Consider the following 12,487-nt stretch of genomic DNA (forward strand, 5'->3'; position numbering starts at 1 on the left):
GGGGAGTACTCCTGAGCGGCATTCCGGGGGTGCGGCCGGGGCGAGTGGTCATTCTGGGGGGCGGTGTCGTCGGCACAGAAGCCGCACGGATGGCCGTGGGATTGGGGGCACAGGTGAGCATTCTCGATATCAATGTCGAGCGCCTCAAGTACCTAGAAACCCTCTTTGGCGCACGGGTAGAGTACCTCTACAGCAGTTCTCATGTGATTGCTGAGCGATTGCCCGCAGCGGACTTAGTGATTGGTGCTGTTCTGGTGCCGGGTCAGCGTCCTCCCTGTTTGGTGCCCAAGTCCCTTGTGCAAAGGATGCAGCCCGGAGCAGTCATTATTGATGTGGCGGTGGATCAGGGGGGCTGTGTGGAAACACTGCGACCCACGACCCATTCCAACCCCACCTATACCGCCTTTGGTGTGGTTCACTATGGCGTGCCCAATATGCCGGGAGCGGTGCCTTGGACAGCAACCCAAGCCCTGACGAATAGCACCCTGCCCTATATCCTTTGCCTCGCCGATCATGGCGATCGCGCCCTCGAGCTCTCCCCTGCTCTTGCCAAGGGTTTAGTGGTCAAGCAGCACCATTTAGTCCATCCCGATGTGCAGGTTGTCTTTCCTGATCTGTAGGGGGTGGATCAAGCACCTCTGGATTCAAATATTCTCCTAGCTCAGGAATTTTGCCCAATCCAGACACCATCAGCCTTAAGGCTAGCAGATTTGTGAGGTGCTTGAATTTCCCTGAAACCCAGTTCTACAGAGGAATTGAGCCCCTAGGAAGTCACGGCTCTAAAATTTTACAGAAACAAAATAATAATCTGGACTAGGTGCTTGCAAATGGGTTGTGCTACAGTTGTCCTACCTAGCTACCTAGAGAGGACTTTCTAGGGGGGCTCTGGCTGGACTGCCCTTATAGGTCCCGCTTTCATTTGGCTTGACGTCAGCTTTAGATCATTAGATCAAATGTCTGGTCAGATCAAATGTCTGGTCGAAGGTTGAATTGATAGAAAACACCATCAGACTGGAAGAACGATGTCTCTTTTGCCCTTGAAACGTCAGATGAGTGTCAATCCCCTCAAATAAGGTGCTGTCCTGAGTTTTTTAGCGTTCGAAAAAGTGGAGATGTCCACCCTAATCCCTGAATGATTCAAGCGATCAAATAAGGCTCTCATGCTGCTTAACCCTTGGTCGAGCATCTAGGTCAACCAGATTTTGAAGAACAGTTGAGAATTTAGGACGGGGTAGTCACCAGCGCTGAGCTGTTTGAGAATAGACTTGACAAGAGTTGCAAAGGATACCATCGTAAATTCACTGTTTTATCTTCGTCTTCGACACACGAGACCTGTATTGCCCTGGATGGATTGTTTATGACTGCCAATAATTGCCAATAATTAAAGTTAAAGCAACAGGGCGCTGCTATCGGTGCTGATGCCAGTATTCAATGCCGAAGTCTATGGGGGCAGCGATCGAGTGTGCTGGGAGCGCCTCCAGCCGAATCAATGGAAAGCCAAAATTGGCAAGAGGAGCGTTACAAAATAAAAGACCAAGGGTGCTGTGAATACGTAGCTATCGGCGCGGTCCAAAATGCCGCCATGTCCCGGAATCAACTGCCCAGAATCTTTGACGCCGGCATCCCGTTTCATCATTGATTCGGTTAAATCGCCCAATAGGCTGGCAATCCCAATCATCAGACCAAACAGGGCTCCCGCAAGCCAAGGGAGGGGCCAGGCGAGGGAGTACGCTCCCCAAAGGGCGACGCCTACGCTCCCCAAGACACCAAACATAGCTCCTTCCACGGTTTTCTTGGGACTGATGTGAGAGAGGCGGGTGCGGCCAAAGAGCTTACCAACCGCATAGGCACCAATATCTGCCGCCCAAATACAGGCAAAGGCCAACAGCGTCACTTGTAATCCCAAGGGAAAGGCTGTCAGTTGCAACCGTTCTGGCCAGAAGCCCCCTAAGGGCAGGGTTGACTGCTGTTCTAGCCCCCGCAGGCGCACCCAATAGCTGGGCAAATAGCCGCCATAAAACAACCCCATGATTGAGGTGGAAATATCGGCGATCGAGGCCAGCTTGGGTTGAAACAATAGGTAAAAACAAATGAAGGTGCCCGCCACCGGAAAGACGGCGTCCGCAAGATCAGGCCGCAGTAGGGAAGTCATCAGAAGCACCTGACTGACGACTAGCGTCGTTTTAGCGGCCGGTGCACTCCCCTTCGCACGGGCTAGTTCAAAATATTCCAGCTGCCCCAGATAAATTAGCGCCCCAATCCCCAGACAAAAATACCAACCACCTAGGAAGGTCATCAGCAGCGTAAGGACGATCGCGACAAGTCCACTGGCAATGCGGATCCAGAGCATAGTGGTGAGGGGCGGTAATTAGGAAAAGGGGTTACATTGAGCCGCGCGTTGAGTGCTTGTGTAGCGCGTCCAAAGAGCGATCGCCGCTACAATAAAGATTTTAATCTAGATTCACCAACGTTAAGGAAACATTAACAGAGGCGCAGCCAAAATAGAACCCATGAAAATGTCCTTGGCAAGCTATAACGGATCAAGGAACATCCTAGGGGCAAGGGCGTCATGAAAAGCGATGGGTCTGAGGTCGATTGTATTCATGACATCCAGTCTTCCCCTTGCTTGGACACGTGGTGAGGAGACCAGTGCTCGGGTGACGGTGCCACTGACAAAACTTACAGCCCAAGAGTTGGTTGTGCGCTGTCAAGCCGGCAGAACCCCAGATCGCGCTGCCTTTACTGAATTGTTGCGGCGATACCAATCCCATGTGGAGCGAATTATCTATCACCTTGCACCCGACTGGGACGATCGCGCCGACCTGGTGCAAGAAGTCTGGATTCGAGTCTATCGCAACATTCACAAATTGCAAGACACTAGTAAATTTCGGGGTTGGCTCAGTCGCATTGCCACCAACTTGTTTTACGATGAGTTGCGCAAACGCAAACGCCATCAACCGCCCCTTTCGCTGGATGCGCCCCTGAAAACCCAAGAGGGTGAAATGAGCTGGGAACTTGCCGCCAGTGATGCCAGTCCCGATGAGCGGTTGCGCACGGATGAATTCTATGATCAATTACGGCGAGCGATCGCCAACCTACCGGAAGCCTTTCGGACAACGATTGTCCTCCGGGAAATTGAAGGCCTCTCCTACGAAGAAATTGCCCAAATCACCGGGGTTTCCCTCGGAACCGTGAAATCGCGAATTGCCCGGGCCCGACAGCGACTCCAACTCGAACTCCAAGCTCACCTGGATCTCCCTTCAACCTAAGGCGAATCACCCCTACCCTTTTCCTGCAAGGACAGACCTCTATGATGGACGAACTTGATCACTGCAAACGCGATACCTTTGAACTCCTGAGCGCCTACCTTGATGGTGAAGTGACCGCTGCAGAACGGCAACAGGTGGAAGCATGGCTGGCTACTGATTCGGAAGCCCAACACCTCTATCGGCGACTCCTGAACCTCAAGCAGCAGATGCAGGAATTGCCAGTGCCCTTAACCCCCTGCCCGGCGGATCATTTAGCAGCCCAAGTCATTGCTAAGGCCAATCACCGCCGTCGCATTTGGGTCCTGGGGAGTGCCGGGGTAACACTAGCGGCATCCTTCGTGGCAATGCTGAGCGGCCTAATGCCCAATCCCTTTTCCAGTCTGCCGGTGGCTATCACAAGTCCTGCCCGCATTGAGCCAGAGGTATCTCCTCTACCTGTTGAGCCAACGGCAACCGGTTTGATGCTCAGCCTTGACCGTCCTCCCGTGGCCATCCCTGTGAGTGAAACCGCGCCTGCTGCCTTAGGGGAACCCAGCTCAGAACCAACGCCGAAAACTACTGTCCAGGAATAACCTCAGGCTTGAAGGGACGCTCCAAAAGACAATTGAGGGCAGCCTGAGGCGTGAGAGAGCCACCTAGAACAGCATTCACCATTGCAGTGATCGGAATATCTAACTGATGCTGCTGAGCATAGGTGCAGAGCACCTGAGCAGTGTTCACCCCTTCAGCAGTGCCCTTGGTCAAGGCTAGGGCTTGGGAGAGGGACTTACCCTGGGCAAGATGCCACCCCACTTGATAATTGCGACTGAGGGCACTCGTACAGGTGGCAAGCAGATCCCCTAATCCTGAAAGGCCGTAGAAGGTTTCCACTTGTCCGCCCCAGTGGGTACCCACCCGCACCATTTCCACCAGTCCGCGGGTAATCAGGGCAGAGCGGGCATTGACGCCAAGACCGAGGCCATCATTGACGCCACAGGCGATCGCAATCACATTTTTGAAGATGCCCCCCATTTCAACACCCCGCCGGTCCTCATTGCTGTAGAGGCGAAACGTGGGACTGCCCAAGCAATCTTGAACCTGCTTGGTCGCTGCTAGATTGCCCCCCACCACGGCTGCTGCCGGCAATCCCTGCTGGATTTCACTGGCTAGGTTGGGTCCCGAAAGCACCACAAGATCGTGATGTGGACAGTAAGTTTGCCAAATATCCGCCGCTGTGGCAAAGGTTTTTGATTCTAGGCCTTTTGTGGCACTCACAAGAATGATTCCCAAGGGGAGGTGAAGGCGGCTAACTTGGGCAGCCACTTCCCGTACCGCTTTGATAGGGAGAGCCGAAACCAGCAAATGAATGTCCTGGAAAAGAGCAGCCGAAAGCGCCCCCTGCGATCGCCCCCAGCAGGAAACTCTACACCCCCGTTGCTCAAATAGGTATGCCAGTGTTTGTCCCCAATGACCTAAGCCCAAAATCAATACCCTTGGGGACATAGCATCCCCGTCCTAGGGCGTCAGCGTTAGATTTTGGAATTGTTGCTGCTGCCGTTTGCGAAAGGCCTCCGCTTCAGCATTGAGATTTTCCATTTGATCTGCCATCACTTCGTTGGGATCACGACCATCCATCAAACGCAGCCGATTCATCAGTCCGGGCACAGAAAAGCTACCATTCTGGGGATTGAGAATGGTGCTTAGATCGTTGGCATTGCCGTTTTGCTGCCAGCCCTCCATTGGGTTATTCGTGTTTGCACTCTGGGCAAAGGCTATACTCCCAAGATTGAGAATTACTGCAGCAAGGGCAAGAGCGGGCAGATAGCGAGGTGTCATGGATCACTCCTCAAACATGCGCTAGGAATGCAGACGATAGGATGACTCCATCGGTGCCGAAGTAGAAGGGACTGTATAGGGATTATACCAAGTCTTTGCCTAGGGATTGCAGAAGTAGCATTGACTGGGATCGGCAGCGGTTTCCGGGACAGGTAGCGTGAGCTCGTATAAACAGCGTTGACAGCGGTAACGGCTAGCTTTGATTGCACTTGTGGGTGCCCCACACAGTTCACAGGGGAGCCCCGGCAGGTGCTCACGAGCCACAAACCCCGGCGAACCACACTGGGGACAGCCCTGAGCCATTCCTTGAACAAGGTCAGCAGCAGCTTGAGCTATCACCTGCATGCGCGTGGGGTTCATGTGGGCACGCATATCGGTTTCAAGGTGAAGGGTGGAGCTATGGGTTTGCAGGGTGGCGATCGCCCTTTGCAACTGTTCCTCGCTTTGAATCCCTTTGAAAATTGGCGTATTGGGCAGCGGCTCAGCCGGGGCCATCGCAATTAAACCATGGGATGGAAAGCCGACCCGGGCTCCAAAGGCCAAGGCCTCTTCAAGATTACTGACGGTGGCATGGCTAAAGTTAGTGTCTAGGGAGAGGACCTCCCCCCGCAATACCAGATCATGGCGGCGATCTAAAAGAAGGATGAGTTCGCGATCGCTCGGGAGCATCGGAAATTGAGGATGGGGGCCAAAGCTCCCCTCACTGGCAATGACTAAGTCGGCATCCGTTTGCGCCAGCACCGCTTCTGCCTTAGCAAGCGCCGCCTCCGCTTGGGTGCCACAGCGGGGAATTTCACGGCTAAAGGTACCAAAGCGATCGCTATCAAAATCACTGGCAACCACAACCGTCACCCCTAGGCGGGCAAGGGCAGGGGCAATCACCTGTTCTTTGCCGTGCTTCGTGGCCAGAAGGGCCGTTCGGCCTTGGAAATAGGACTCTGTTGACTTAAACATCACCGCCAAGATAGGCCTCAATCACCTTGGGATCATTTTTCACCCTCAGGGGATCTCCTAGGGCAATGAGTTGACCAAAGTCTAATACGGCCAAGCGATCGCACAAACTCATCACCAAGGGCACATGGTGCTCAATGAGAATTACGGTCAGTTCAAAGGTCTCCTTGAGGCGGCGAATCAACTCACAGAGCTCTTGCTTTTCCTTGGGATTCATGCCCGCAGCCGGTTCATCCAACAAGAGCAAGCGTGGTTGCAGTGCCAAGGCACGCGCCAGTTCAAGGCGGCGTTGTTCACCATAGGGTAAGTTGCCTGCTCGCTCGTGGCGCCGCTCGTAGAGATTGACCCAGTAGAGGAGTTCCTTGGCGCGATTCTCCAAGCGTTCCTGAGCATAGCGTACAGAGGGCGCCCCCCAAAGGTTGGCCCGAAAACTGGCAGGGGCATGGAGATGCTGTCCCAGGCGAACATTCTCCCAAACACTCATCTCCGGAAAGAGGCGAATATTTTGAAACGTGCGGGCAATCCCCAAAGCAGCAATCTGGTGAGGCTTAAGCCGGTGCAAAGGCTGCTGCTGAAACAGGATTTCCCCTGAAGTAAGAGGAATTAACCCCGTCAGGAGGTTAAAAAGGGTGGTTTTACCGGCACCATTGGGGCCAATAATGCCGAAAATTTCACCCGTTTCAACGCTAAAGGATACCCGATCAACAGCCTTGAGGCCACCAAAGGAGCGGCACACATTCCTTAAGGTTAGGAGGGGCTGCACCATCTAAAGCTGAGCGGGAGAAAGTTTCTCAAAGGCTTGGTAAACCATCCGCGAGACTTGGCGAATCAGTTCACTCCCTCGGGGATCATTGTAGGGGCGTTTCACCATCATTGCAGCTACATAGCGTTGGCCATTGGGCATATCTACCATGCCCGCATCCCCAACCACAATACCAATATCTCCCGTTTTGTGGGCAATGGTGGCCCCTTTGCCAAGACCAGCGGGCAAGAGCGTATTAGTGACCGTGCGCCGCATAATGTCTAGCAGGCGATCGCGACTACGGGGCGAGAGAATTTCCCCCTGACCAACTTTGAGCATCAGCGTTGCCAAATCCCGGGGACTAGTGGTGTTGGTGCCCTTCATATCGGGCAGCAGATTGTGGATCACCGTATTTTCTAAGCCCCATTCCTGAAACTGTTGGTTCAGCGCGGCGGTGCCTTCAAGGCGATCAATGATCATATTCGTTGCCGTGTTGTCGCTAATCGTAATCATTAACTCTGCCACCTCAAGGGCGGAGTACTGGGAGTTGGGCTTTTGGTATTGCAATGTACCGGCCTCAGGGGCGATGAGATCGGGGCGCATTGTGAGGCGTTCGTGGAGCCTGACTCGTCCCTCATCCACCGCCTTGAAAAAGGCAACAAGAATGGGAAACTTAATCGTAGAGGCAGCAGGAAAAACCTCATCACCGCCGACATTGAGGGAAGCACCGGAATCTAGATTAAAAAAGTACAGCCCCGCCGTCAGATTGGGTTGACGCGTAACCAGTTGTTGAATTTGCTGTTGCAGGCTGGTCAGTGGGCGTTCGGGGGGCAAGGTTGGACTTGGTGCCTCAGGAGCGATCGCCTGCACTGCTGTGTTCTTTAAGGACAAATCCTGAGGGTGCACTACAGAGAGGAGTGTGCCCACCATCGCAGCAAGGGCCACCCCACTAACGCCACAGCGAAAAGTAATCAAGAACAAATTGGGACGGGGCGGCGGCGGGGGTGTGACTGGCCGAGGGAGTGAGGAAAGACCGGAGGACTGAACCATTGAACGAGACTGAGCAACCATGCCATTTACTTTAGAGGAAAGGTCTCTGAAGGAATCGTGGCTGCGTGCTGAATCGCCCACTCCACCTGACGAACCATGCCCCGCAATAGTGCCACTTCGGCCTCGGTGGGGTAGGCGCGCCCGAGGAGCGATCGCACCTTGGTCATACGACTCGCAGCGGTATGGGGATACAAAAAACCAATCTGGAGCAGCACCTGCTCTAAATGGTCATAAAACCCCTGCAACCGCTCAAAGGGAACAGCATCCCTGTGGGGAAAAGTTCCCACACTGTCGCAGGCCGTCAACCATAACTCATAGCAGCATACGGCAACAGCTTGCGCCAGATTCAAAGATGGATAGGTATTGGCCGTAGGAATTTTCACCAAACCCTGGGCACACTCCAATTCTGCATTCGTGAGCCCCCGATCCTCGCGCCCAAACACCAGTGCCGACTGCGCTACAGCCAAGAGTTGCGGTGCTGCCTGACGCGGTGTCCAACAGGGTAATGCCAAATCCGCCACATCTCGCCCCACGGTGGCAAAGACGCGCTGACAATCCGCCAGCGCTGCCTCAAGGGAATCGGTCACTTTTGCTTGCTGCAGCACATCCTCTGCATGAACTGCCCAGCGCTGGGCTAGCTCTCCCTTCGGATCACAGCGGGGACTGACCATCCACAACTGCTGTAACCCCATATTTTTCATGACGCGGGCAATGCTGCCGATATTGATCTCCCCTTGGGGTTCAACGAGGACAATCCGCACTGCAGGAAGGGTATCCACGCTTGCTGGCTGAGCCAAAATAAAAAAACAATTAACATTTTTTAGATGATTTTAGAAGACTTTCTTGATCTTTCTCAAGTCCTTAGAAATTCAGGACTTGGCCGCATATTTGATAAATTTAACAACTGTAACACTCTCTGTAGGCTTTTTAGGGCAGTCAGTAAAATTGAAAGTAATTTTTTAGGTGTGACCCCTCCTTTCAAGCCAACTTCCCAAGTCTAGGAAGTTCTCAAGGGATTTCCTAGGTACAGCGTTCTAAAACGTGGGGCAGCCAAGGGGGAGGTGCTTCACTCCTCTAGAGACTTTGACGGCTTCAACTGTGTTCCATCCCTGGGAAAAGAGCTGTGGTGTGAGTTGGCGGCAGGGGTCTTGATTGAGTGGTTAGTTCTGCAAATGAGGAGTCAACTCATGTGGCGTTTTATGAGCTTGCATTGGCCAAAACTCAGTGCTGTCTGCCTCCTGTACTGTGGTCTAGCTGCTGGCCTAGGTCATCTTACGAACCTACAACTGGATGCAATGCAAGGTCAAGCACAAAATCAGCTAGTCCCCCTGGAATTGTCCTATAGGCTGAATGCTCTCAATCCCTGAGTCAAGAGGCTTTGGCTTGGAGAGGAAGATCCTCCGTCAGGCCAATTTCCCGTTTCAGGAGTTCAACCGACTGCGGATCAATGTAGCTTTCGCAGCAAATGAGACGGGGAATACGAATCAACTCATGGCGAGCCGCCGCAATGGCTGCTTTGACTCGTTCGCCACTGGCGCGATCGCTAATGATTGTCTGGGCGCGGTGGACAAGGGCATTCAGCTTATAGCTATCGTTGGCTTGAGCCGTCATCAAGAGGAGCTCATCCCCCCGCAGGCTGTGGATCATTACCTCTGCGACACCCAGTGTACCGGAACTGAGGCTGACCAACCCCAAGCAGGAGCCCTTCGGCAATTGCCGTATTACTTCCAGTTCCCGCTGGTAGTTGTAAATGTCGATGAAAAATACCCGCACGTCCCTATTGCGGGTGACGGCCTCCGTCATGCTGGCAAAATAGCGCACCGTAACTACCGTTGCCGAGGTGTCACCATCGAGAACTGCTGCTAAATCTTCAAGAAAAACCAGTTCCACAGGAATTGGCAGAAGTTGTTGCAATTCCTGAACAATCAGCTCACCTGCCCCTTGATCGTGGCGGGGCACTGTCACCAAAACCCTCACCCCAGCTTTCTGGCGAGCATCAATCTCGGCAAGGAATAACTCGCGAATTTGACCTAAGGAATAGCCCATTTCGAGGAGGGTGTCCACACTTTCTTGAACAATGCGGTGTACAGGCACAACAGCGGGTCGGCGCTGGCGGGGACGGGTTTCCTCTTGGCCAAGGGCACGGACATAAATGCCAGACCCCACTTGGGGTACGACTAAACCAGCGGCTTCAAGGCGTTCGTAAACTTTGCTGATCGTGTTGCGGTGCAACCCGGTTTGCATAGCCAGCTGCCGCGTACTGGGCAAACGATAGCCTGGGGGAAATTGCCGTGCAGCGATCGCAAAACTAATTTGATTAAAGAGCTGAGTTGAAGCAGGAATTTCGCTATCTGGTTGGATGTGGAACTGAACCATACTTTTTCTACCAATCAGGTACTGTCTTAATACGCGTTCCTTGGTGGGGCTATGCCAGATGCAAAACCTACCCCCAATCGCTGCATAAACGGTCACAGTTGGTAAGTAATTTTACCGCACCTACTGCCTATCGTCCTTTTTAGCGCAACCGAACAAGGTTACAGGGTCAGCACTAGGTTGTCACGGTGGACAATTGTATCGGCACCGGCATAGCCGAGGATGTTGGCCAATTCCGTGGATTGTTGCCCCTGCACACGACGAATTTCTTCACTGTTGTAGTTGACAAGGCCACGGGCAATTTCAGCTCCTGCGGGGTCACAGAGCTTAACGGCATCTTGAGCCTGAAACTCCCCTTCCACACGGGTAATGCCTGCTGCTAAGAGGGACTTGCCACCCACGGTAATTGCCTTAACGGCACCCTCGTCTAGCCATAACTCGCCTTTGGGAATGAGGGCACGGGCAATCCAGCGTTTACGGGCATTGATGGTTTTGGGACGAGGTTCAAAGTGGGTGCCCAAGGCTTCACCCGCAAGGATTTTGAGGAGGTTGGTGGGCGATCGCCCATCGGTAATAACGGTGCGCACCCCGGCTTCTGTGGCAATTTCCGCAGCCCGAATTTTGGTGGCCATGCCGCCGGTGCCCCAAGGGGAGCCAGCAGACCCAATTTGAATGGTGTGTGCTAACTCGGCTAAGGAGACCACCCGCTCAATGGGAACGGCTGTCTTATCAATGCGTGGATCCGCTGAATAGAGGCGATCGACATCTGTGAGCAGAAATAACCAATCGGCTTCGACAAGGCTCGCCACAAGGGCTGAGAGGGTATCATTGTCACCAAACTTGAGTTCATCCACCGCCACTGTATCGTTTTCATTGACGATGGGAATGACACCCAGTCCAAACAGCGCTTGAAACGTGTTGTAGATATTCAGGTAGCTCTGGCGATCGACAAAATTTTGCCGTGTCACCAGGATTTGGGCAATGGGCTGACGCAGCACCGCAAAGAGATCATCGTACATCCGCATCAGGTGCCCTTGACCCACTGCTGCCACTGCTTGTTTTTGGGCTAATTGTTGGGGACGTTCTGTCAGGCCCAAGCGCATAGCACCCACGCCCACCGCCCCAGAGGAGACGAGCACCACGCGATCGCCCCGCCGTTGACAGTGACACAGAACCTCCACCAGTTGGGCAATGGTGGCCAAGGCCAGGTTTCCTTCTTTGCCCCCCGTTAAGCTCGATGTGCCAATTTTGACGACCAGTGTTTGTGCCATGGGGAGTCAGGACGAAGATTGCCTAGTGGGTATAGGATCGTGCTCATTGTATCGCGGTGGAAGACAGCCAATGAACTCAGGGTTTTGGTCTGAGGTGCTGGAAACTTGTCAACAGATTCAACAGGTGGTTGCCCCTCGTCTGCTGGAGTGGGCAGGGCAGTCCCCCAGCGATCGCAAAGCCGATGGCAGCCTTGTTACCCGCGCCGACCTTTGGGCCGATCAGAAAATCACTGCGATGCTGCAACAGCAGTTTCCCCACCATGGCTACCTGAGCGAAGAGGGAAACCATACCTACGGTGGTGAACAGTGGTGTTGGATAATTGATCCCATTGATGGCACGACCAACTATAGTCATGGTCTACCCATTTGGTGTATTGCCCTAAGTCTGCTCTACCAAGGCACACCCGTATTTGGCTATGTGCACGTTCCCGGCTTGCAGCAAACGTTTCATGGCTTCTATCAAGCGCCTGATCACGCCAACGGTGCCTATTTGAATGAGAAACCCATTCGCGTCAAGGTCAGTGAGCCAAATTTGCAGACGTTTTTTAGTCTTTGTGCCCGCAGCACCGATGTGCTCAAGCGTTCCTTTCCCTGCAAAATTCGCATGTTGGGATCCGCCAGTTATAATTTGCTGACCGTTGCTGCTGGTTATACGCTCGGGGCCGTTGAGCGCACACCTCGCATTTGGGATCTTGCCCCCGCTTGGCCAATTGTCCATGCGGCCGGTGGTCATTGGCAATGGTTGGACCCACCAGAACCGTGGCAAAGAATGTTTCCCCTGCAGCCGGGACATGAGGCCGGGAGTCGGATCTTTCATACACTGGTGAGTGCCAGTTCCAGCTTGGGACAATTTTTTGCAGCGTACATTGTTTGATGTGCAAATCAAATTCAAATAAATACGATTAAGTAGGATTTAAATACGATAAGTTAAAGATAAATTAAATACAATTAAATACGATAAATTCAAAAAATTTAAATTCAAATAAATACAAAATAAATAGACTAACACAATAAAA

Annotated in this window: 13 protein-coding genes; 4 read left to right on the plus strand and 9 right to left on the minus strand. The window is 53.1% G+C overall.

The features are described from left to right. Window positions 1–620 (plus strand): NAD-binding protein (locus tag H8Q75_RS08070; RefSeq protein ID WP_297041107.1); only part of this gene is annotated, 620 nt, incomplete at its 5' end. Window positions 621–1,486: 866 nt separating this feature from the next. Here H8Q75_RS08070 and H8Q75_RS08075 read toward each other — a convergent pair. Beyond that, the gene (locus H8Q75_RS08075; protein WP_024125124.1) at window positions 1,487–2,350 is read right to left on the minus strand and encodes a phosphatidate cytidylyltransferase; all 864 of its coding nucleotides are present in this window, start codon (window positions 2,348–2,350) and stop codon (window positions 1,487–1,489) included. Window positions 2,351–2,603: 253 nt separating this feature from the next. Here H8Q75_RS08075 and H8Q75_RS08080 point away from each other — a divergent pair, with 253 nt between their 5' ends. Further along, entirely contained in the window at window positions 2,604–3,269 is a 666-nt protein-coding gene (locus H8Q75_RS08080) for a sigma-70 family RNA polymerase sigma factor (RefSeq protein WP_024125125.1), read from the plus strand. 41 nt (window positions 3,270–3,310) lie between these two features. Next, window positions 3,311–3,841 (plus strand): zf-HC2 domain-containing protein, encoded by a 531-nt coding sequence (locus tag H8Q75_RS08085; protein ID WP_024125126.1) that lies wholly within the window; start codon window positions 3,311–3,313, stop codon window positions 3,839–3,841. Here H8Q75_RS08085 and H8Q75_RS08090 read toward each other — a convergent pair. The 8 genes from H8Q75_RS08090 to proB all read right to left on the minus strand — a co-directional run bounded on the left by H8Q75_RS08090 (window position 3,825) and on the right by proB (window position 11,471). Beyond that, window positions 3,825–4,751, minus strand: a complete 927-nt coding sequence (locus H8Q75_RS08090) for an NAD(P)H-dependent glycerol-3-phosphate dehydrogenase (protein WP_024125127.1) — start codon at window positions 4,749–4,751, stop codon at window positions 3,825–3,827. The two genes, H8Q75_RS08085 and H8Q75_RS08090, sit on opposite strands and share 17 nt — an antisense overlap. Before the next feature lie 12 nt (window positions 4,752–4,763). Then, window positions 4,764–5,084 carry a hypothetical protein gene (locus H8Q75_RS08095; protein ID WP_024125128.1) on the minus strand — a complete coding sequence of 107 codons (321 nt, stop codon included), beginning with the start codon at window positions 5,082–5,084 and terminating at the stop codon, window positions 4,764–4,766. Between the two features lie 99 nt (window positions 5,085–5,183). Beyond that, entirely contained in the window at window positions 5,184–6,038 is an 855-nt protein-coding gene (locus H8Q75_RS08100) for a DUF6671 family protein (protein ID WP_297041108.1), read from the minus strand. Continuing rightward, on the minus strand, window positions 6,031–6,801 hold the full coding sequence (locus tag H8Q75_RS08105; RefSeq protein WP_024125130.1) for an ABC transporter ATP-binding protein: 771 nt from the start codon (window positions 6,799–6,801) through the stop codon (window positions 6,031–6,033). The genes H8Q75_RS08100 and H8Q75_RS08105 overlap by 8 nt, the downstream gene beginning before the upstream one ends. After that, on the minus strand, window positions 6,802–7,848 hold the full coding sequence (locus H8Q75_RS08110) for a serine hydrolase (protein WP_225871743.1): 1,047 nt from the start codon (window positions 7,846–7,848) through the stop codon (window positions 6,802–6,804). 5 nt (window positions 7,849–7,853) lie between these two features. Further along, complete coding sequence (locus tag H8Q75_RS08115) at window positions 7,854–8,606, minus strand: RNA methyltransferase (protein ID WP_297041109.1); 753 nt, start codon at window positions 8,604–8,606, stop codon at window positions 7,854–7,856. A gap of 589 nt (window positions 8,607–9,195) precedes the next feature. Continuing rightward, window positions 9,196–10,203 (minus strand): GntR family transcriptional regulator, encoded by a 1,008-nt coding sequence (locus H8Q75_RS08120; protein WP_024125134.1) that lies wholly within the window; start codon window positions 10,201–10,203, stop codon window positions 9,196–9,198. A 158-nt stretch (window positions 10,204–10,361) separates the two neighbouring features. Beyond that, window positions 10,362–11,471, minus strand: a complete 1,110-nt coding sequence (gene proB / locus H8Q75_RS08125) for a glutamate 5-kinase (RefSeq protein WP_024125135.1) — start codon at window positions 11,469–11,471, stop codon at window positions 10,362–10,364. Window positions 11,472–11,565: 94 nt separating this feature from the next. Here proB and H8Q75_RS08130 point away from each other — a divergent pair, with 94 nt between their 5' ends. After that, window positions 11,566–12,345, plus strand: a complete 780-nt coding sequence (locus tag H8Q75_RS08130) for an inositol monophosphatase family protein (RefSeq protein ID WP_297041110.1) — start codon at window positions 11,566–11,568, stop codon at window positions 12,343–12,345. Window positions 12,346–12,487: the final 142 nt, after the last annotated feature.

Source organism: Thermosynechococcus sp. OHK43 (genome assembly GCF_014466085.1).
Lineage (GTDB): Bacteria > Cyanobacteriota > Cyanobacteriia > Thermosynechococcales > Thermosynechococcaceae > Thermosynechococcus.

Excerpts from the sequence above, each read along its gene's own strand:
- H8Q75_RS08075 (WP_024125124.1), bottom strand. The coding sequence starts at position 2,350 with ATGCTCTGGATCCGCATTGCCAGTGGACTTGTCGCGATCGTCCTTACG.
- H8Q75_RS08080 (WP_024125125.1), top strand. The coding sequence starts at position 2,604 with ATGACATCCAGTCTTCCCCTTGCTTGGACACGTGGTGAGGAGACCAGT.
- H8Q75_RS08085 (WP_024125126.1), top strand. The coding sequence starts at position 3,311 with ATGATGGACGAACTTGATCACTGCAAACGCGATACCTTTGAACTCCTG.
- H8Q75_RS08090 (WP_024125127.1), bottom strand. The coding sequence starts at position 4,751 with ATGTCCCCAAGGGTATTGATTTTGGGCTTAGGTCATTGGGGACAAACA.
- H8Q75_RS08095 (WP_024125128.1), bottom strand. The coding sequence starts at position 5,084 with ATGACACCTCGCTATCTGCCCGCTCTTGCCCTTGCTGCAGTAATTCTC.
- H8Q75_RS08100 (WP_297041108.1), bottom strand. The coding sequence starts at position 6,038 with ATGTTTAAGTCAACAGAGTCCTATTTCCAAGGCCGAACGGCCCTTCTG.
- H8Q75_RS08105 (WP_024125130.1), bottom strand. The coding sequence starts at position 6,801 with ATGGTGCAGCCCCTCCTAACCTTAAGGAATGTGTGCCGCTCCTTTGGT.
- H8Q75_RS08110 (WP_225871743.1), bottom strand. The coding sequence starts at position 7,848 with ATGGTTGCTCAGTCTCGTTCAATGGTTCAGTCCTCCGGTCTTTCCTCA.
- H8Q75_RS08120 (WP_024125134.1), bottom strand. The coding sequence starts at position 10,203 with ATGGTTCAGTTCCACATCCAACCAGATAGCGAAATTCCTGCTTCAACT.
- proB (WP_024125135.1), bottom strand. The coding sequence starts at position 11,471 with ATGGCACAAACACTGGTCGTCAAAATTGGCACATCGAGCTTAACGGGG.